The organism is Polyangium fumosum (assembly GCF_005144585.1).
Taxonomy (GTDB): Bacteria; Myxococcota_A; Polyangia; order Polyangiales; family Polyangiaceae; genus Polyangium; species Polyangium fumosum.
In genome coordinates, this window is record NZ_SSMQ01000008.1 from 85,713 (window position 1) to 105,933 (window position 20,221).

The window sequence follows — 20,221 nt, forward strand, 5'->3', positions numbered from 1 at the left end:
AGCTGCCATCGCAACGGACGTGCCGCGGGCCAGATCCACAGAAAATCGCTCCGGAGAACGCGAAACGCGACAGATCGCGTCGTCACGAAACGCAAGGCGTGCGTGGCGGCGCAAGGCCTGCGACGGACGTGTTTGCCTGCTGGCTGGATGGCCCGCCGCGCCGCGGATGTGGTAGGGGGAGACCGTGCAGGAAGGTCGAACCCCGATGCAAGAGACCCCCGAGGGCGTCGTTCGGCGCCTCGTGGCCGCGCGCGCGGCGCTCCCGCGCGAGGAGGACCTGGTCCTCGCGTTCGACGCCGACGGGACGCTCTGGAGCGGCGACGTCGGCAACGACCTCTTCGAGACGCTGATCGCCGAGTCGGCGGTGCGCGAAGAGGCGCGCGAGGCGCTCATCGTCGAAGCCCGCGCGGCCGGCGTGAAGGCTGACAGCCGCACGCTCGACATCGCGCAAGGCCTCTACCAAGCGCTCGCGGAAGGCACGTATGAAGAAGTGCGCGCCTTCGCCATGATGGCCTGGGTCTTCGCGGGGTTTTCCCTGGGTGAGGTGGCGGAGTTTGCCGCGCGTGTCGTCGCGTCGCGCGGGCTCGAAGCGCGGCTGCACCGATTTCTTTCGCCCGTCCTCGCCTGGGCCGAGGCGGAAAAGGTGCCCGTGTGGGTGGTCTCGGCTTCGCCGCGCTGGATCGTCGAGGTTGGCGTCGCGCTCCTCGGAATCCCGGCGAATCGTGTCGTCGCGATGACGCCTCGTATCCAGGACGGGCGCATTGCGGCCGAGCTCGCCGGGCGGCCTGTCTATGGGGACCACAAGCCCCTCGCGCTACGCGAGGCGTGCCCGGGCGCGACGCTGCTCGGCGCGTTCGGGGATTCGAATTACGACGTGCCCATGCTCGCTTCGTCGCACGTGCCGGTCGGGGTGCGGCCGAAGGCGGGATTGCTCGCGCGCGCGGCCGAGATGCCGAGCCTCGTCGTCGTTGGGACCTGAGCCCATGGCGACGATCGAGCTCCGCGGACTCGTCCGAAAGCACCCCGGCACCGAAATCCCCGCCCTCGACAAACTCGACCTCGACGTGCGTGACGGCGAAATGCTCGTCCTCGTCGGCCCCTCGGGGTGCGGCAAATCGACGACACTGCGCCTCGTCTCGGGGCTCGACACGCCCGACGCCGGGACAATCCGGATCGACGGGCGCGACGTCACGCATGTCGCGCCGCAGGATCGGGACGTCGCCATGGTGTTTCAGGGGTATGCCCTGTATCCGCACATGAAGGTGCGCGAGATCTTGGCATTCCCCCTCAAAATGCGCGGCATGCCGCGTGCCGAGCAGGACAAAAAGGTCGGGGAGGCGGCGGAGATACTCGGTTTGTCGAAGCTGCTCGATCGGCGGCCCGGCGAGCTCTCGGGCGGAGAGCGGCAACGGGTCGCGATGGGGCGGGCGATCGTGCGTTCGCCGCGGGTCTTTTTGTTCGACGAGCCGCTCTCGAACCTCGACGCCGCGCTCCGGGCGGAGTTGCGCGTCGAGCTCGCTTCGCTCGTGCGCAGGCTCGGCGTCACGAGCATTTACGTCACCCACGATCAGGTCGAGGCGATGACGATCGGCGATCGTATCGCCGTGATGAAGAGCGGCGTGCTCCAGCAGGTGGGGACGCCCAAGGAGATTTACGAGGCGCCGGCCAATGTCTTCGTGGCCTCGTTCCTCGGGACGCCGGCCATCAATCGCATCGAGGCGACGTACCACGCCGGGACGATCGAGGCGCCGAGCCTCCTTTTTTCGGTGCCGGTCACGCTCGGGCTGCCAAACCGCGTCGTCGTGGGGATCCGGCCGGAGCACGTATCGATCGAGCGTGACAAACCACGCCCCGACGACATTTCGATCACCGCGAAGGTCGTGCACGCCGAGCCCCTCGGCGCCGAGACGTATCTGTACCTCGACGCGGCGGGGACGAGGATCGCGGCGCGCATGCCGGGCTGGGGGTCCTTCGCGCCGGGCGACGCGCTCGTGGCCGCGGTCGAGCTGCGCCATTGCCTGTTTTTTGATGCCAAGACGGGCCGAAGGCTCGCGGAGGCGCGAGGATGAGCGCGCGCCTCGGGCGCAGGGACGCGCTGATCACGCTCGCCTCGTCGTTCGCCGCCCTCGCGGGGGCCGGCTGCGCGCGCGGCGGCAAGGACGGCGAGGCGTCGTTGTGGTTCGCGTACGGCGGGACCAACCGCGAGGTGCTGCTCTCGCTGGTGAATCGGTTTAACGCCGAGCAATCCACGTATCGCATCAAGGCCATTTACCAGGGTGACTATTTCGAGGCCCTGGCGAAGCTCCGGACGGCAATCGCGGCGCGCGCGGCGCCGGCGCTCACGCACGTGGTCGGCGAAGTCGTGCCGTACCTCGCGCAGGCTGGTGCGCTCCTGCCGATCGACGAGACCCACCCGGTGACCGGGGACGTCGTCGCCGCCCTCGGGCAAACCGGGTGTTTCGTGCGGGGCGGCGAGCGGCCGATCGTCTGCGCGCCTTTCAATCGATCGACGCCGATTGCGTATTACAACCGCGCGATCTTCGACGCGCTCGGCCTGCGCCCGCCGACCACCTGGAAAGAGCTCGAATCCGTGGCCCGCGCGGCGACCGTCCGTGCCAAGGACGGGACCGTGACCCGCCATGGATTCACTTGCCCCATCGATTGGTGGTTCTGGGTCGCGCTCGTGGGCCAAGCGGGCGGGACTGTCGTGGAGGACGACGGGACGCCCTCGCTCGGCGGCGAGGCCGGGGTGCGCGCGCTCGAATTCTGGCAGCGGCTCGTGCACGAGGAGCGCACGATGAAGCCGCCGCCCGGACGCGATTACAATGCCTGGCAAGCCACGAACACCGATTTCCTCGCGGGCCGCGTGGCGATGATCTGGACCTCGACCGCGTTCCTCAAGTACCTCGAAACGAACGCCAAATTCCCGGTCGGCGCCGCGCCGCTGCCGGGGGACGTACGCCGGAGCGTGCCCACGGGCGGCACGATGTTCGTCGTGCCGACCGCCTCCTCGGAGCACGAGCGCCCCGCGGCCCGCGCCTTCCTGCAATGGATGATGGAGCCGCGGCAAGCGAACGAATGGGCCACGCGGACGGGGTATTTGCCCGTCTCGCAAAAGGGGCTCGCCGAACTCGAAGCGAGCGGGTATTACCGCGAGCACCCGAACGACCGGGTCGCGCTCGATCAATTGAAGGACGCGTTCGCGTGGCCGTGGGCGCCGTCCTTGTTCCGCATCCAGCGCGAGGCGGTGCAGCCGCGGCTCGAAGAGGCCGTCCTCGTCAGGAGGGACGCGCGGGCGACGCTCGACGAGGCGCGCCGCGCGGCGGGGGAGCCATGAAGCCGAAGCGCCCGCTCGATCCTTATCTCTTCCTCGCCCCGACGGCGCTCGTGCTCGGCCTCTTCTTTTTCTGGCCGCTCGCGCTCGTCTTCAAGAACAGCTTTTATCGCTGGGACATGCTCACGCCTCCCGAATGGGTGGGCACGGCGAACTACGGACAGCTCCTCGCGAGCGGCGAGCTTTGGGGCACGATCGGGCGGACGCTCTCCTACAGCGTCGTGGTCGTGGTGACCTCGCTCGGCCTCGGCCTCGGCCTCGCGCTCGCGCTCGATCGCCCCGGAAAGCTGTATGCCTTCGTGCGGGGCGCGGTCTTCAGCGCGTACGTTGTCTCGTGGGTCGCCGTGGCCCTCTTGTGGATGTGGATCCTCGACGCGGACGGCGGGCTGCTCTCCACGCTTTGCCGCTCCATCGGCATCGTCCCCAAGAACTGGCTCGGGGATCCCGCGGTCGCGCTCTACACGCTCGCGGCCGTGAGCGTCTGGAAAATCACGGGGTATTCGATGGTGATTTTCCTGGCGGGCCTGCAGGACATCCCGCGCTCCTTGCACGAAGCCGCGGCGCTCGACGGGGCCGGGCCCATTTCGCGGTTCCTTCACGTCACCTGGCCCATGTTGCGCCCGAGCGCCTCGTTCGTCGGGACGACCAGCTTGATCCTCTCGTTCCAGGCCTTCGACGTGGTCCGCGTGATGACGCAGGGCGGACCCGTGAAATCGACGACGGTCTTCGTCTACGCGATTTACGAGCACGTCTTCGTGAACCTGCGCGTCGGGCGGGCGAGCGCGATGACCGTCGCGTTTTTCGTGCTCCTGCTCGGGCTCACGGCCTTGCAGCTCGGCTCCTGGCGGCTCGGCCGCACCGGCGCGAGGCGCGCATGAAGCTCGCCTTTTCGCGCATCCTGCTCGTCGTCGTGGCCCTGCTCTGGGTCGGGCCGTATGCGTGGATGGTGCTGACCTCGCTCCGGACCTTGCCGGAAATCGTGGCGGCGCCCGCGTGGCCCCTCCCGAAATCGATCCAGTTCGACGCCTACCGCGAGGTCCTCACGGCGATCCCCGTCGGTCGGTATTTCCTCAACACGACAGTCATGGCCGTGGCCATCGCGCTCCTCCAGATCCTGCTCGCCTTGCCCGCGGGATACGCGCTCGCCAAGTTGCATTTCGTCGGCAAGAAGGTGGCGTTTGCCCTCGTGCTCGCGTGCCTGCTCATTCCAGCGCAGGTGACATTCGTCCCGGTCTTCTCGATGCTCGGCCCGCTCGGCCTCGTGAACACGTTCGCGGCGCTCGTCTTGCCGTTCGGCGTGAGCGCGCTCGGGACGTTCCTCGTGCGGCAAGCGCTGCTCTCCGTGCCCGACGAGATGATCGAGGCGGCGCGGCTCGACGGCGCGAGCGAGCTTCGGATCGTCTACGGCCTGCTTGCCCCGATGTTACGGCCGACGCTCGCGTCGCTCTTCCTCTTCAGCTTCGTGTTCCATTACAACGATTATTTCTGGCCGCTCGTCATGACCACCGACGACGACGTGCGCACCTTGCCCCTCGCGGTGGCCTTGCTCCGCGAGCAAGGCACGGGCGTGCGCTGGCATATCGTGATGGCGGGGAACGTGATTTTGAGCTTGCCCGTGCTCGCGCTCTTCGCGGCGGTGCAGAAGCAGATCCTGCGGGCGGTGACGGCGCGCGTGGGCTGAAGGGCTACGGGTTTTCCGCCGATCGGTTTTGCGGGAGGGGTGAAGATTCGCGGCCGCGCGCTCAGTCGCGGCCGCCGAGCGGGTCCTTGCGCGTGGAAACCAGGAACGGATTGCCGCGCGGCTGCACCGTCGTGGTCGCCGCCTGCGTGGCCGGCGTCTCGCTCACCGGCTTGCGCGGGATGCGCACCTTGGGCTTGGGGAGAGGCTGGGGCTGGGGCTTGGGGAGGGGCTGGGGCTCGACGGCCGGACTGAGGGCAAGCTCGATCGACGCCTTGGCCTTGGCGATCTGCGCGAGCGCATTCGCGCGCTCCCGCGGCCGGGCCGCTGTCGCTTGCTCGACCTCTTGCTCGGCGCGATCGAGGAACGCGAGGCCCCGCGCGAGCTTGAGCCGCGTCACCTGCTCGGCCGAGGGGAGCTCCGCGTCACACGCGGCCGACTCCTGCACCGCGCCCCTGCCGACGACGACCACGAGCGCTCCCGCGAGCACGAGCGTCGAGACCTTCCACACATTCACCATCGGTTCCTCCCTCCGAGCGCAAGCTTAGCGCGCTCGCCATGTGGCGAGGTCGGGCCTCGATGTGACCAACTTTTTTTCGGGACGAGGCGATCGCGGCCCGGTCAGGGCGAAAGTTCGAGGAAAAACGCGTCGAACCCGCCGGCGCTCTCAGGCTCGTCCAGGATACCCACGAGCTTGCTCTGGAAGCCGCCGACGAGGAGCGGACGGCCCGTCTTGGGGGAGACGTCGACGGCGGTGATCCCCTGCGCCCAGGCGTCGCCAAAGTCGTGGCCCCAGACCACGTCGAGGGTCCCGCCCCGCAGCTTGAAGGCGCAGGCGTCCGCGTCGAGCCCGCTCTCCGTTGCGAGGAGCTTGATGCCAAGCTGGAGCTGCTGCGAGAACAGGCAGCCGATCACGACATCCCCGGCCGGATCGAACGCGACGCCGGTGCCGGCTTGGATCCCGGGTCCTTGAAACGCCGCGCTCCGGAGGAGCGCGCCGTCCGTCGGCGAATAAAACGCGGCGAACATGTCCCATACGTGCATGTCGTCGTTCGTGTATTGCTTGCCGAGGAGGTCCATCTTCCCGCCGCGGAAATTGCCGACGAGCGCGATTTCACCGGTCTTCGGGGAGATGTCGATCGCGTCGACGATCTGGTCGCCCGACCCGCCCATCCTCTGCGCCCACGTCACATCTCCCGACGCCGCGTCGAAGCGCGCGAGAAACATGTCTTTCCACTCGGTGAGCTCTCCTTCGAGCGGCCCGAGGGAGCTCTCCCCATCCATGAGACCCGCCGCGACGACATCGCCGTCGTCCGTGATGGCGAGCGCGTAGACCGCCTGGAATCCGGCGCCGCGCACCGGCACCCTCCAGCGGAGCTTGCCGGTGCGATCGTAGGACACCAAAAACCCGTCGCCCGTCCCTGACGCCTCGAGGGCTGCCTTGTCGCCGAAATCCACCGTCCCTGCGAACGAGCCGCCGAGGTACACGTTGCCCGCCGGATCGAACGCGACGGCGTGCGCCACCTGGTAGGCCTGGTCCCCGAAGGCCTTGAGGTACACGAGCGCGCCCTGCGCATCGAACACGGCCAGAAACGCGTCCCGCGAGTTCGCCTGCGAGGCGTACGACTCGATCCCGATCTGGAGCGTGCCATTGAAATACCCGGCCACCGCGACCTCCCCGGCCGGCGCGACCGCGAGGCTCGCGACAGTGACGAGCGTGCCTTCCTTCCCCGGCACGAACTTGCCGGACCAATCCGAGATCGCCCCATCAGGGCCGCGCCGGGTGAGCAGGACGTTGCCCTCTTTCGGCACGCCGTCGGCCTCCGTCGTCCCCGACCCGAAGCCGCCCATGAATACCACGCCGTCGTTCGAGGCCGCGACAGCATGGAAGGCATCGTCCTTCGCGGTGACGACCCCGTGCTCGACCGCGACCGGCGTCCCCTTGCAGGCCACCTCCGCCGTGCAGCCATCGCCCAGCCCCGGCGGAGGCGGAGGCTCGTACTGCGACACCGTGCATCCCCCCACGGAAGCGAGACCCGAACCGAGAACCACCGCAAGCGCAAGCTTCCTCATACGCCATCTCCCGTGGAGCGCCGGGCCGGCGCCTTCCAAGCAGGCGTGAGCACGACGCAATGCGCCAGATTGTCGAGGCGCCTGGAAGCGGCGTCAACTTCTGGAAATGTGTAATCTTTTTCGCAGGGAAGGCGAAAGGGGGGCGAGGCGGCGGAGATCAGCCGATGGCGGCGAGCGCGGCGTCGTAGTTCGGCTCCTGCGCGATCTCGGGGACGAGCTCGGCGTGCAGGACCTTGTTGTCGCCGTCGAGGACGAGCACGGCGCGCGCCGCGAGGCCGGCGAGGGGGCCGTCGGTGATCTCCAGGCCGTAATCCTTGCCGAACGAGGAGCGGAACGCGGAGAGCGTCTCGACGTTGGCGAGGCCCTCGGCGCCGCAGAAGCGCTTCTGCGCGAAGGGCAGGTCCTCGGAGATGTTCAGCACGGTCACGCCCTTCTTGGACGCGAGCTCGTTGAACTTGCGGACCGAGATGGCGCAAACGGGCGTGTCGATGCTCGGGAAGATATTGAGGATCTTCTTGCCCGAGAACGTCGCGAGCGAGGCCCGGGCGAGGTCGCCCCGGAGGAGCTGGAAATCGGGCGCCGCGCTGCCCTGCTTCGGCAGCTCGCCGGACGTGTGAATCGGATTGCCCTTCAGCGTGATCGTCGCCATGTGGATCGTCTCCCTGTTTGGTTTGGCGCGGAGTGTACACACAAGGGCGAACGCCACAAGGGGCGAACGTGACCCTACGTGACGTCCGGCAGACCCTCGACGCCCACGAGCTTCGTGCTGACTTCGTAGAGCCGGCGCTGGAGCACGCGATCGTGCGACGCTTTCGACGAGGCCTCCTCGTGCTCGTCGGAGAAGTATTTGCAGGTGACCTCGGCGAGCGCAGGGTCGATCGCGAGCCGCACGGACGTCGCGGCCCCCTGCGCGACCGTGCCCCCGCCCATGCCGAAGCCGCTGCGCAAGAGCTTCGTGCCGATCACCCCCGGATGCAGCGCGTTCGAGGTGATGCGCGTCCCGGCGAGCCGCCTTCCCATTTCATACGCGAAAAGCACGTTCGCGAGCTTCGACGTGGCATACGCCGTATACCCGTGAAAATATCGCTCGGACGTGAGATCGCCGAATTCGATCTGCCCGCGGTTGTGGGCGATCGAGCTCACGGTGACGATGCGGCCGCCGTCGCTCGCGCGGAGCTTGGGGAGCAAGAGGTGCGTGAGCAGGAACGGCGCGAGGTGATTGACGGCGAACGTCATCTCGAATCCGTCCTCCGTGAGCTTCCGCTCGTGCATGAAGACGCCGGCATTGTTCAGCAGCACGTCGAGCCGCTCCACGCGGCCCGCGACCTCTGCGGCGAGCGCGCGGACGGAGGACATCGACGAGAGATCCGCGGCGACGGGCACGAGGTCGTTCGAATGGCTCTCCCGCGCGAGCGCTTCGCAGACCGCGTTCGTCTTGGCCGTGGTCCGCCCGTGCACGAGGACGCGGGCGCCGCGCCGAAGGAGCTCGAGCGCGGTCTGGCGCCCGATTCCGTCGGTCGCGCCGGTGACGAGGACGATCCGCTGCTGGGACATGATGCCGTTTACCTCTCCCGCACGCGGGAGCAAAAAGGAAGAAGGGGGTAAGGAGGGGGAATCAGACCGTCAAGGCGCGTTCGCGGGCTCCGGCGGCCCGGCGTCCTTGACCGCGACGGAACCGATGAGCGACATCGTGCGGCGCTCGTAGTTCGGGTCGTCGCTCGTGGACTCGAAGTAGATGCGCGATCCGTCCTCGGAGAAAAGCGGATATCGCTCCTTCCAGGGGTTCTGCGTGAACCGACGGACGTGTTTTTGCTCCACGTCGAACAGGAACACGTCCCCGTGCCGGGTGAACGTCACGAGCTTGCCGTCGGGCGAAAAACTCGGGTTCTCCACCGACCCGATGTCGAAGCGCAGGAGCTTGCCCGCCTCCATGTCGAACATCGAAAGGCCCAGGGTCTCCATGACGAGCTTTTTGCCGTCGCGGCTCGCTTCGAGCGCCGAAAAGCGGTCGTGGGGGTCCACCTCGTAGAGCCGCGTCACGGCCGGCGGCGAGGCCCCGAGGTCGGCGACGTACAACGTCTGGTGCAGAGGCTTGAACGCGGCCTCGCCCGACGCCTCCTCGCTCGGCGCGGGCGCATTCTCCTGCAACCCCGGCATGTGCAGGAACGCGAGCCGGTTCGGGTCGAGCCAGGCGAAACCCGAGAAAAAGCCGCCCTCGGGCGCGCGCTCGTAGAGCGTCTTGCCATCGTCGAGCGAGACGACGAGCAGGTTGCCCGGGCAATCGCGGCAGGGACGATCATAAAGCGCGGTCGCCTTGCCGCCCGGCGCGACCTCGGGCGACGAGAATCGGTGATCCTCGTCGATCCGCAGGCGCCGCGCCTTGCCGTCGGGCTCGACCACGGTGAGCGTCTTCGCCCAGCCGAACAAATCTTCCGCGAACACCACGCGCCCGCCGTCCGGCGCGGCCGCCGGATAACTGAAGAGGTGATACCCGCTCCAGAGCAGCTTCCGTTCGCCGCCGGGCTTTCGCCATTCGAGCGTTTCGAGCCCCGTGATCCACGAGAGGTTCATCGTGCGCGGCGCAACGAAGGGCGTGATGTCGGCCGTCTTCACGAGAAACCCGGGCGCGGCCGAACCGCCGAGCGCGTCGTCCGCCCCGAGCACGCTGTGGTAGGTGACCTTCGCGGGGCCCCTGTCGAACTCCTTGCGGCGCTTCTCCAGGTCCTCGTACGTGCGCTGCGCGTCGCCGAGGCGACCGCCGCGGACCTCGACGTATTTTTTCGCCTTGGCGACGTGATCGGCGAGCTTGATGTCGTTGCCCTGGAAAATGCTCTGGAGCGCCGGGTGCTTGACCAGGTGCGGGACGACCTGATCGAAGGCCTGGAGCGCGAGCGTGTCGGCGAGGCGGCGCAAGGCGTCGACCTTCTGCTTGCCCCCCGCCCAGCCGACGAGGCGGCCGCTCTGCGCGACCTCGTCGCGGACGTGGCGAACCTCGAACGAAGCGTCGGCGCGGACCTCGAAGTACCCGCCGGAGACCGGATGCTCGATCGTCTCGGGCGTGAGCTTCGCCTTGACGATGAACGCGGCGCGGAGCTTCTTCGCGGCCGCCTCGGGGCTCTCGGCCTCGCGCAGGACGTCGAGGACCTCGGGGTCGCCGGCGCGCACGGGCTCGAAGCCGATCGCGTCGAGGCGCTGGCAAAGCTCGTTCACGAGCCGCGCCGAGGCGCGCGAGCCGTCCCAGAAGTGCCCGTCGAGATCCACGGCGACGATGACCCGCAGCGGCTCGGGCTCGGCGAGCGAGCGCAAGCCGAAGAAGCCGGCTGCGCCCGCGAGCGCGCCGAACACGGCGACGACGGGCCAGAAGCGGCGCTTCTTGGGGACGAGCTCCGGCGGGATCTCGGTCTCGGTCTCGGCAGGCTCGGCGGGAGTGGTCATGGCCGTCGTTCGCGCATAACCTCGCGGCGGGCCGGAGGCAATGGTAGCGTGGCCCGTCCGCGTCGGAGGGGGGGGGAAACCTATGCTCGGGATCGGGGAGACCCTGGGGGGGCGGTACGAGCTCGTGCGGCTCGCGGGGACCGGCGGAATGGGGGAGATCTACGAAGCGCGGGAGTGCTCGACGGGCAAGCGGCTCGCCGTGAAGGTGCTCCGGGCCGGCCCGGACGACGCTGCCGCGCGCTTCGAGCGGGAGACGGCGATCCTGTCCACGTCCTCGCACCCGCATATCGTGCGGTACGTGGCGCGCGGCGTGCTGCCGTCCGGAGAGCCTTGGCTCGTGATGGAGTGGCTCGAGGGGGAGGACCTCGCGAGCCGCCTCCGGCGGGGTCCGCTCGGCGTCGCCGAGGGCGTTCGATTGCTCCGCGCCGCGGCCGAGGCGCTCGGCGCCATGCACGCGCGGGGCGTCGTGCATCGGGACGTCAAGCCGGGCAACCTGTTCCTCGTCGGCGGGCGCATCGAGGGATTGAAGGTCCTCGATTTCGGCATTGCGCAGCTCCCCGGCGCCTCGCGGCTGACGGACACGGGGTTGATCCTCGGCACGCCCGGGTACATGGCCCCCGAGCAAGCGAGGGATCGTGAAGGGGTCGACGCCCGGGCCGACGTCTTTTCGCTCGGCGCGGTCCTCTTCGAATGCCTGACCGGGCAGCGCGCATTTCCGGGGGCGACGTTCCTGGCCGTCCTGAGCAAGACGCTCTTCGACGAACCCCCGCGGCTGCGGGCACTCGTCCCTCGGGCGCCGGAGGGGCTCGAAATGCTCCTCGCGCGAATGCTTTCGAAACACCCGGAGGGCCGGCCGGCCGATGGGCGGGCCGTCGCCGCGGCCCTCTCGACGTCGTGGCTCGTCGACGACGCCCCGGCAAAGGAGCGCCCCCGGAGCGCGCTCACCGGGAGCGAGCGGCGCACGGTCGTGCGGCGACAGATCGCGGAGGGCCCGCGTTTGCTCCTCGGAAAGCCGACGCCGTACGTGGGCCGGGAGCGCGACCTCGCGCTGGCCTTGCAGCTCTTCGACGAATGCGTGGAGGACGGGGTCGCGCAGGGCGTGCTCGTCGTGGCGCCGCCGGGCATGGGCAAATCGCGCCTGGCCCACGAGTTCGTGCGGGAGCTGCGCGCGCGAAGCGGGTTCCTTTCGATCTGGCACGCGCGCGCCGATCTGCTCCGGCAAAGCTCGGCGCTCGGCCTGCTCGGGCAGGCCCTCCGGAGCGCGTGCGGGCTTCGCGAAGGTCTGCCGCTCGAAGCGCGGAGGGAGGCGCTGCTCGCGCGTATCACCGAGCGCATGGGCCCCGCCGGGCGGCCCGTGGCCGAGATGCTCGGCGAGATCACCTCCGCGCCCTTTCCGAACGCGGAGAGCGCACAGCTCCGCGAGGCGCGCAAGAACGCCCAGCTCCTCGCCGAGCGCATCCAGGACGCCTGGCTCTCCTTCGTGCAGGCCGAATGCAGCGCGGCACCGGTGCTGCTCGTGCTCGACGACTTGCAATGGAGCGATCGGCCGACGGTGCAGATCGTGGACGCCGCGCTGCGGGAATGCGGGAGCGCTCCGCTCTTCGTGCTCGCGCTGGCGAGGCCGGAGGTCCACGACGCCTTTCCGAACCTCTGGTCGAAGCGGCGTTTGTACGAGCTTCGGCTCCGCAAGCTCGGCCCGAAGGCGAGCGAGGAGCTCGTCCGGCACGTGCTCGGCGACGCGGCGTCCGAGGAGACCGTCACGCGCATCTGCGCCCTCTCCGACGGCAATGCGTTTTACCTGGAGGAGCTCATCCGCGCGGCAGAGGAGAAACAAACCACGCTCCCGGCGACCGTGGTGTCGATGGTGCAATCGCGGCTCGCGCAGCTCGACGGGCCGGCGCGCCGCATCCTGCGGGCGGCGAGCATCTTCGGGGAGACGTTCTGGCCCGGGGGCGTCGCGGCCTTGCTCGGCGCGAGCCTCCACGCATCCGAAATGCAGGACGCGCTTGCGCGGCTCATGGAGGGCGAGCTCATCGCAAAGGCGCACGAGAGCCGATTCCCCGGCGAGGAGGAATTCCGCTTTCGTCACGCCCTGCTCCGCGAAGGCGCGTCTTCGATGCTCCTCGGCGAGGATCGGGCGCTCGGCCACCTCCTCGCCGGAGAATGGCTCGAACGGCACGGCGAGCAGGACCCGACGGTGCTGGCCGAGCATTTCGAGCGCGGCGGCGACCTCGAACGCGCCTGCCATTACCACGCCCGCGCGGCCGAGCGGTCGACGGGAGATACGACGGCGGCGCGCATCGAAGGTCCTGCATTTCGACGGAACTCCCTCGAAGACGTGCCGGCGTATCGGAGGCTCCTCGCGCTCGCGGAGGAGCTCGGCCTCGGGGAGGCGCCTTGAGCACGGACGAGGGCCTCTCGCAGGCCGAAGCGTCGAAGCGCCTCGCGTCGCACGGGCGCAACGAGCTCCTCGGCGGGCGCCGCCGCGCGGCGATCGTGGAGTTCTTGGCTCGCTTCAAGAACCCCCTCCTTCTCCTTTTGCTCGCGGCGTGTGTCGTCTCGGCGGTGACGGGGGACCTCGGGAGCTCGACGATCATCATGATCATGGTCGTGCTCAGCGTGGTGCTCGATTTCTTGCAGGAGCACCGCGCCGGCCGCGCGGTCGAGGCGCTGCGCAAAGCGACGCGGGTCCACGCGACCGTCGTGCGGGACGGCGCGCCGCGCGAGGTGCCCATCGAGGAGGTCGTGCCTGGCGACGTCGTGCTCCTCGCGGCCGGGGACCTCATCCCCGCCGATGGAACGCTGCTCGAAGCGCGCGACCTCTTCGTCAACCAGGCGCTCTTGACGGGCGAGCCTTATCCCGTGGAAAAACATCCCGGGCCGAAGACGGACGAGGTCTTCATGGGCACGTCCGTGCTCAGCGGCAGCGGCAAGGCCGTGATCACACAGACGGGGACGAAGACGGCGGTCGGCAAGATCGGCGTCGCGCTCGCGGGAAAGCCGCCGCCCACCGCATTCGAGCTCGGCACGCGGAGTTTCGGGCTGCTCATCCTGCGCTTGGCGATGTGGATGGTGCTCTTCGTGCTGCTCGTGAACCTCGTCCGCGAGCGCACGTGGCTCACGTCGTTCCTGTTCGCGCTCGCGCTCGCGGTGGGCCTCACGCCGGAGCTGCTCCCCATGGTCGTCTCGGTGACCCTGGCGCGCGGCGCGCTGCGGATGTCGAAAAAGAAGGTGCTCGTGAAGCGGCTCTCGGCCATTCACGACCTCGGCAGCATGGACGTGCTCTGCACGGACAAGACGGGCACGCTGACCGAAGCGCGCATTCGCCTGGAAAAGCACCTCGACCCGCAGGGCCGGGACAGCCCGCGGACGCTCGAGCTCGCGTACCTCAACAGCCATTTCGAGTCGGGCCTGCGGAGCCCGCTCGACGAGGCGATCCTGCGGCACGAGACGGTGGACGTCGGCGGCTGGGAGAAGCTCGACGAGGTGCCCTTCGATTTCGAGCGCCGGCGTATCTCGGTGCTGGTCCGTCGAAACGGAGACACGCGGCTCGTCGTGAAAGGCGCGTTCGAGGAGGTCCTGCGGGTCTCGACGCACTATGAGGGGAAGGGGCCCGAGGACGTCCGTCCCCTCGACGCGGCGGCGCGGCGCGCCTTTTCCGAGCGATTCGAGGCCCTCGGGCGGGAGGGATACCGCGTGCTCGGGATCGCCTGGAAAGCCGAGGCGCCCGCGTGCCAGCACGTGGTGAAAGGCGACGAGATGGAGCTCGTCTTCGCGGGGTTCGCGGCCTTCGAGGATCCGCCGAAGGAGAGCGCGGGCGCGGCGCTCCACGCGCTCGCGGGCGCGGGCGTGTCGGTCGTGATCGTGACGGGGGACAACGAGCACGTGGCCACGCACGTCTGCCAAAAGCTCGGCATTCCGGTGCGTGGATGCTTGACGGGGGCGGAGCTCGACAAGCTCGACGTGCACGCGCTCGGGGCGCGCGTGGAGAGCGTGAACCTGTTTTGCCGGCTGAACCCGACGCAAAAGAACCGGGTGATCCTCGCCTTGAAGAAACGAGGGCGGGTGGTCGGGTATCTCGGCGACGGGATCAACGACGCGCCGTCCTTGCATTCGGCGGACGTGGGGATTTCGGTGGACAGCGCGGTGGACGTGGCGAAGGAGGCGGCGGACATCCTCCTGCTCGAACGGGACCTCTCGGTGGTGGCGGAGGGGATCGTCGAGGGGCGCCGGACGCTCGGCAACATCCTCAAATACATCCTGATGGGGACGAGCTCGAACTTCGGCAACATGTTCAGCATGGCCGGCGCCTCGCTCTTCCTGCCGTTCCTGCCGATGCTGCCGGCGCAGATCCTCTTGAACAATTTTCTCTACGACCTCTCGGAGCTGCCGATCCCGACGGACCGGGTGGACCCGGACTTCGTGGCCCGACCGCACCGGTGGGACATGCCGTTCATTCGCCGCTTCATGCTGGTGATCGGGCCCGTGAGCTCGCTCTTCGATTTTGCCGCCTTCGCGCTGCTGCTCCACCTCTTCCAAGGAGACGAGCGGTTGTTCCAGACGGGCTGGTTCGTCGAATCGCTGGCGACGCAGGTGCTCGTGATTTTCGTGATCCGGACGCAAGGGAGCGCGCTGCGGGGAAGGCCGAGCCGGGCGCTCTTCGGGACGAGCCTTTTCGTGGTGGCGCTGGCGGTGTTCCTTCCCTTCACATCGCTCGGGGCGAAGGTGGGCTTCGCGCCGCTGCCGCCGGCGTTTTTCTTGATGCTGGTCCCGCTCGTGGCGGCGTATCTGGGGACGGTGGAGGTCGTGAAGCGGTGGTTTTATCGGCGGTTCGGGTGGGCTTGAGCGGCCGCCGTGTGCACGCGCGCGGGCTGCGGGGCGCATCCGTGGGAGAGCAAGACGAGGAGGAAGAAGCGCAGGGGGCTGGATTTCATGCCGTGTGCGCCTCGCAGGGTGTGGGCACGTTTCGTCTTGACAGCACGCGCGATCTTCGTGAGCAAGGGCGGATGGATGCTGCCTCCCTCTATCTCGTCGGCCGGAAACTAGCCACGCTCGCCGAGCGCGCGATGGCCGCTCCGGAGGGGGTGCCTGACGAGCCCTCGGTCGAGCACCTCGTGCTGCGTGCCGTGGCCGAGCGGCTCGTGCTGCGCGCCGTGATCGAGCGCCCGGGACTCACCGCGAGCGACCTCGTCACGCAGCTCTCGATCGCGCAAAGCCGCATCTCTCAGGTGATCGCCGAGCTCGAGCGCAAGGGATTCGTCCGCCGCTTCCCGGACGCGGACGACCGACGCAAGCAGCGCATCGAGGCCACCGTGCATTACAAGGAGACCGTCGAACAACGCATGACACGCAGCGTCGAGGAGGCGATCGAACCCCTCCTAACCCACGCCACCGCGCGCGAGCGAGCCCGCGTGCTCGCGGCGCTGGAGCTGGTCCACGACCTCGTCCTGCGCGCAGGCGAGCAGGACGAGGATGGCCCCGAGGCGCCCGAGAAGAAACCGCCGCGCCGGGGGTAGATGAATCTGTGCAGATACATCTACCCCCTAGATGAATCTTGACAGATATATCTAGCCTGATACTGTCCATGCGTGCGAGCGGGCAGGCCGTTCGTCTTTGCTTGTCGCCCTCTGCGCATGGAGGAACCATGAGACGTTCCATCGTCGTGTCCTCGTTCCTGGCTCTTGGCTGCGTCGCCGGATGCGGCGCCGCCGAGAATCCCGGCGGCTCGACCGGTCCCACGTATTACAAGGACATCGCGCCGCTCGTGAACGAAGCATGCACGAGCTGCCACGTGGCCGGCGGAATCGCGCCGTTTTCCCTGACCGACGCCGAGACCGCGGCGACGATGGCGGGGGCCATGGCGGCCGCGACCGGGTCCCGCACGATGCCGCCGATGCCGGTCAACAACGACGGCTCGTGCCATACCTACAAGAATGCTCGGTGGCTGAGCGACGAGCAGATCGCGCTCTTCCAGCGCTGGTCCGAAGCCGGCGCGCCGCTCGGGGATCCGAAGGACGCGCCCCCGCCGCCCACCTTCGACACACCGAAGCTCGCGGGCGAGCTGGCGAGCTTCGACATCGGCCTCGATTACACGCCCGAGCCTCTTCCGGGCGAGCTCGACGAATACCGTTGCTTCGTCGTCGATCCGGGCATCACCGAGGACACGTTCATCACGGGGTATGACATCCAGCCCGGGGACGCGCGCGTCGTGCACCACGTATCGCTCTTTTACCTGGCCGACGACCAGGCCGACGCCGACGCGGAGGCCCTGGACGCCGCGGATCCCGGGCCGGGGTATCGATGCTTCGGCGCCGCCGGGGTGCAGAACTCCGTCCTTTACGGCGTATGGGTCCCGGGCAGCGGGGCGACGATCCTTCCCGCGGGCACGGGGATCTTCCACGGCGCGGGCCGCAAGATCGCCCTTCAGGTGCATTACAACGTACCACTGACGGGAGGACCCTTCTCCGACCGCTCGAAGGTGACGTACCAGCTCGAAAAGGATCCCTCCCTGACGCGGGCGTACTTGCTACCGGTCGGGAGCTTTCAGTTCTCGCTGCCCCCCAAGGCCGCAAAAGCCAATGTCAGCGTCGATCTGCCGCTGGAGCAACTCGGGTGGTACGGCGGCGTGGATGCCTCCGGCGGCATTCGCGTCTACGGCGCGATGCCGCACATGCACGTGATTGGCCGGGAGCAGCGCACCTCCCTGAAACGAGAGAGCGGTGAAGAGTGCCTCACCGAGGTCGACCGCTGGAATTTCCACTGGCAAGACCTGTGGTGGTACGAGACCCCGATCGACGTGGCCCCTGGGAACACCTTCGGGATCTCGTGCGACTTCGACACGCGGGGGCGCACGACGCCGACGACGTGGGGCGAAGGGACGAATGACGAGATGTGCACGAACATCCTGTACGCGACGCTGACCGGGAAGTAGCACCATGCCCTGGGCCGGGAAGCCCCTCGGCAGCGGCGCGAAGCGCGTTCACGCGCGCAGCCGGCTGTCCTCCTCCATGGCCTCGTAAAGCGAATAGGGAAGCGTGGGCCGTCGGCCGATGACCTGGTTCCACGCCTCCCGCATCTGCCGCGCGCAGCGCGCGGGCGGCATACGCCCGACGCCTGTCGCGAGCCCCGGACAGAGGACCGACCGAATGGGCTCGGCCGCGCTCTCGTTGTGCGAGAGCACCAAGAGCAGCGCGGCGCGCATCGCGAGATACGCATGGACCGTGTCGCTCACGTCCGCGGGGACGCGCATGGTGGGCGCGCTGATGCACCAGGGAATGGCGGCGTGTCCCGTCGGAACGAGGATAGCCTGGCCCACGGGAAGCTCACCGCCGAACCGCGTCGCGAGCGTCGCCCGCAATCGAGCTTCGAGCTCGGGACCGAGGTGGTGCGTGTACACCGCGTCGATGCCGCCATCCATGAAGCCAAAGCTATTGGCGGGGCTCACCACGGCGTCCGCGTGTACGTCGATGGGATCCTTCGCCGTGACCGGGCCGGGTCGATCGAAGAAAATATCCCCGTACGAGACGGTGACGCCCGGCACGCCGGCGAACTCCTCTCGCCAGGCCTGCACGAGGGGTTCGCTCAAGGATCGGAGGTGAATGGCGAGGGTGAGGGTCATGGGTGGAACGAGGAGGGGAGCGGTGGTGTGATGGGCGGTCCGGGTGGGCCTGAGCGGCCGCCGCGTCCCGCGGGGATTCCATGCGGTATCAGAATGCGATCAAGTTTTCCGTCCCTCGTCAAGCATCTTCCACGTGTGAGCACTATGTCCACTGGAGTTTACCTGATGGGGATCTGCTCCGAGATTCAGCAGGGCATCAAAGAGCTTCGGATCGTGAACCGCATGCATGAGCGCCGTGTTTCCCTGGTGATTGGCCTCGTTCACACGCGCCCCATGCCGAACGAGCAGCGCGGCAGCTCGAGGCGTCGATGCGAGGAAGAGCGCCGTGAGCCCTTTTTCGTCCCTCGCATTGGGATCGCCGCCTTTCAACAGAACAAGCTCCGCCAGCGCTTCGAGGGTCACGTTCTCCGGACGGGAGGGGGGATCGGCACGGATCTGCTCGATCAGGTGATGAAGAGGCGTTCGTCCGATGGCGTCACGAGCGTGCACCAGCGTCGGTTCTTCTCGAATCAATCGGGCGAGAATCTCGACGTCGCTCGGCTCAGCGCGAAAGGCCCTCCTGACGAGCTTGGTCAAGAAACGCCGTAGCGACCGAGCCCGATCCGGCACGTGCGTGATTTGCGTCGCGACCGCTTCCGCATACGTCATCGGACCTTCACAGCCGTATCGCTCGATCCACCGGGCCAGATGCTCCGGCGTCGATTCGCTTACCCGTTCAGCGCTTCGAACGACACTCTCCACCAGGTCGACCTCGAATTCGACGAACGGAAGAATGACGTTGCCCCCGACGTCGAGCTCGTCGAAGAGAGCCGGGCACTGGATGCAATGCGTGTAGATGGCGATTCGGCCGGTCAATGGCAGCTCGATTCGTTCTCCCTCCAAGCCGGGTGTTCCGTCGAGCCTCGCAGCCAAGGTCCAGGAGCCCATGGTGCAGCCGAGATCTTGCGTCTGCCACGCGGCCTGCATGAGGTCGTGTCCTTCGGAGCATGTCCAGCCCTGGAGCCCCTTCACGCGCACCGTATCGTAGAGTCCCATGACGTCGCCCGCACCCTATCATGCGCCGACCGGCAGGTCCGCCTCGGCGCCGCGCAAAACGTGCCAGGACGAACCACGCGCTCTGTGCCTTCATGATTTCCTCCCCCAGGGCACGATGATGCCCTCCATTCTCGTCGGCCGCGCGGATGCAATCCATGGAGAGGACGGATGGGCGCACGCGTGGCTGTACCCGATCCGACCGCCCTCCAGGATTCGCGCGGTCAAGAAGGCAGGTTGAGGACGAGCCGCAGACCGGCGTCGTATTCGTCGAGCCTCCGCAAGTGGCCATGGCGCGCGTCCCACGTGCCGTCTGCGAGGTCGCGGCGCACCGCGGTCACCACGCGATGGACGACCGCGGGTTCCATCCGGGCAAAACCCGAGGTGGCGTTGCGCGCGTCCTCCTCGAGCACCCGCTCGGGATGCGCCCAGAACGACATCAGCGTCCAGTCGGAGGTGTCGCGCGGAATGGGCACCACCACGATCTCGGTGCGGCCGCCGAGCCAGGCGGCGAGCTGCGCGGGGCGGGGGAACGTCCGATGGTCGAGCGCCGCGACCTCGGGCAGATAATCGGCCATCAGCCACATCGCGCCGCTCACCTCCGGATCACAGGTGACGATGACGACGGGCCCTGTCGCGACCCGTCGCAGCTCGCGCACGCCCCGCTCCTGCCCTTCGTCCCAGTGGTGGAGGGACAAGACGGTCATGGCCGCATCGACGCTGCCATCACGCAGCGGGAGCGAATCGGCCGTCGCCCGAATCGCGGGGGCGAGCTCGCGCGGGCGCTGTCCGGCCATGACATCACTCGGCTCGATGGCCACCACGTGGCGGTCGCGCGGCTCATAGGACCCGGCCCCCGCGCCGACATTGACGACGGTGCGCGCCGGACCGAGCGCCGCGAGGATGCGATCCCGCAGGCGCGGGTCTTCCTTGCGGGTATGGGCGTAGCCTTGGCCGATGTGGTCGTAGCGGGGGGTGGAGAGGGGGGGCATGGTGGTTGTCCGTCAGGACTACTACCGCGTCATCGTCGGTGCAACGTGCCGTGCGCCCA

At 68.3% G+C, this 20,221-nt stretch carries 17 protein-coding genes; 9 read left to right on the plus strand and 8 right to left on the minus strand.

All coding sequences use genetic code 11. The features are described 5' to 3' along the window. The first annotated feature begins 184 nt into the window (after window positions 1–184). From E8A74_RS10100 to E8A74_RS10120, 5 genes are read left to right on the plus strand one after another with little or no spacing between them, the layout of a single operon-like run. On the plus strand, window positions 185–979 hold the full coding sequence (locus E8A74_RS10100; RefSeq protein ID WP_136928747.1) for an HAD family hydrolase: 795 nt from the start codon (window positions 185–187) through the stop codon (window positions 977–979). 4 nt (window positions 980–983) lie between these two features. After that, window positions 984–2,069, plus strand: coding sequence for an ABC transporter ATP-binding protein (locus E8A74_RS10105; RefSeq protein ID WP_136928748.1), 1,086 nt, complete (start codon window positions 984–986; stop codon window positions 2,067–2,069). Continuing rightward, window positions 2,066–3,337, plus strand: coding sequence for an ABC transporter substrate-binding protein (locus E8A74_RS10110; protein ID WP_136928749.1), 1,272 nt, complete (start codon window positions 2,066–2,068; stop codon window positions 3,335–3,337). The genes E8A74_RS10105 and E8A74_RS10110 overlap by 4 nt, the downstream gene beginning before the upstream one ends. Continuing rightward, window positions 3,334–4,212, plus strand: a complete 879-nt coding sequence (locus tag E8A74_RS10115) for a carbohydrate ABC transporter permease (RefSeq protein WP_136928750.1) — start codon at window positions 3,334–3,336, stop codon at window positions 4,210–4,212. Before E8A74_RS10110 ends, E8A74_RS10115 begins: the two co-directional genes overlap by 4 nt. Continuing rightward, entirely contained in the window at window positions 4,209–5,015 is an 807-nt protein-coding gene (locus E8A74_RS10120) for a carbohydrate ABC transporter permease (RefSeq protein ID WP_136928751.1), read from the plus strand. Before E8A74_RS10115 ends, E8A74_RS10120 begins: the two co-directional genes overlap by 4 nt. Window positions 5,016–5,076: 61 nt before the next feature. On the opposite strand, the gene E8A74_RS52085 is transcribed toward E8A74_RS10120, so the two are convergent. The 5 genes from E8A74_RS52085 to E8A74_RS10140 form a co-directional block, all read right to left on the minus strand. Then, window positions 5,077–5,532, minus strand: coding sequence for a hypothetical protein (locus E8A74_RS52085; RefSeq protein WP_170229014.1), 456 nt, complete (start codon window positions 5,530–5,532; stop codon window positions 5,077–5,079). Between the two features lie 101 nt (window positions 5,533–5,633). Continuing rightward, window positions 5,634–7,022 (minus strand): hypothetical protein, encoded by a 1,389-nt coding sequence (locus E8A74_RS10125; RefSeq protein ID WP_136928752.1) that lies wholly within the window; start codon window positions 7,020–7,022, stop codon window positions 5,634–5,636. 220 nt (window positions 7,023–7,242) lie between these two features. Further along, entirely contained in the window at window positions 7,243–7,734 is a 492-nt protein-coding gene (gene tpx / locus E8A74_RS10130) for a thiol peroxidase (protein ID WP_136928753.1), read from the minus strand. Window positions 7,735–7,808: 74 nt separating this feature from the next. Further along, window positions 7,809–8,639, minus strand: coding sequence for an SDR family oxidoreductase (locus tag E8A74_RS10135; RefSeq protein WP_136928754.1), 831 nt, complete (start codon window positions 8,637–8,639; stop codon window positions 7,809–7,811). Between the two features lie 69 nt (window positions 8,640–8,708). Then, window positions 8,709–10,520, minus strand: coding sequence for a TolB-like translocation protein (locus tag E8A74_RS10140; RefSeq protein ID WP_136928755.1), 1,812 nt, complete (start codon window positions 10,518–10,520; stop codon window positions 8,709–8,711). An 82-nt stretch (window positions 10,521–10,602) separates the two neighbouring features. Between E8A74_RS10140 and E8A74_RS10145 the strand changes: the two genes are divergently transcribed. The 4 genes from E8A74_RS10145 (at window position 10,603) to E8A74_RS10160 (ending at window position 17,451) form a co-directional block, all read left to right on the plus strand. Continuing rightward, the gene (locus E8A74_RS10145) at window positions 10,603–12,921 is read left to right on the plus strand and encodes a serine/threonine-protein kinase (protein ID WP_170229015.1); all 2,319 of its coding nucleotides are present in this window, start codon (window positions 10,603–10,605) and stop codon (window positions 12,919–12,921) included. Continuing rightward, window positions 12,918–15,365 carry a magnesium-translocating P-type ATPase gene (mgtA, locus tag E8A74_RS10150; RefSeq protein WP_170229005.1) on the plus strand — a complete coding sequence of 816 codons (2,448 nt, stop codon included), beginning with the start codon at window positions 12,918–12,920 and terminating at the stop codon, window positions 15,363–15,365. Before E8A74_RS10145 ends, mgtA begins: the two co-directional genes overlap by 4 nt. Before the next feature lie 161 nt (window positions 15,366–15,526). Beyond that, entirely contained in the window at window positions 15,527–16,036 is a 510-nt protein-coding gene (locus tag E8A74_RS10155) for a MarR family winged helix-turn-helix transcriptional regulator (protein WP_136928758.1), read from the plus strand. A gap of 128 nt (window positions 16,037–16,164) precedes the next feature. After that, on the plus strand, window positions 16,165–17,451 hold the full coding sequence (locus E8A74_RS10160; protein WP_170229016.1) for a monooxygenase: 1,287 nt from the start codon (window positions 16,165–16,167) through the stop codon (window positions 17,449–17,451). A 48-nt stretch (window positions 17,452–17,499) separates the two neighbouring features. Here E8A74_RS10160 and E8A74_RS10165 read toward each other — a convergent pair whose 3' ends face one another. The 3 genes from E8A74_RS10165 to E8A74_RS10175 all read right to left on the minus strand — a co-directional run bounded on the left by E8A74_RS10165 (window position 17,500) and on the right by E8A74_RS10175 (window position 20,162). Beyond that, window positions 17,500–18,138, minus strand: a complete 639-nt coding sequence (locus E8A74_RS10165; protein WP_136928760.1) for a macro domain-containing protein — start codon at window positions 18,136–18,138, stop codon at window positions 17,500–17,502. A gap of 99 nt (window positions 18,139–18,237) precedes the next feature. Further along, the gene (locus tag E8A74_RS10170; RefSeq protein WP_136928761.1) at window positions 18,238–19,173 is read right to left on the minus strand and encodes an ankyrin repeat domain-containing protein; all 936 of its coding nucleotides are present in this window, start codon (window positions 19,171–19,173) and stop codon (window positions 18,238–18,240) included. Window positions 19,174–19,394: 221 nt separating this feature from the next. Continuing rightward, the gene (locus E8A74_RS10175) at window positions 19,395–20,162 is read right to left on the minus strand and encodes a class I SAM-dependent methyltransferase (RefSeq protein WP_136928762.1); all 768 of its coding nucleotides are present in this window, start codon (window positions 20,160–20,162) and stop codon (window positions 19,395–19,397) included. Between the last annotated feature and the right edge of the window lie 59 nt (window positions 20,163–20,221).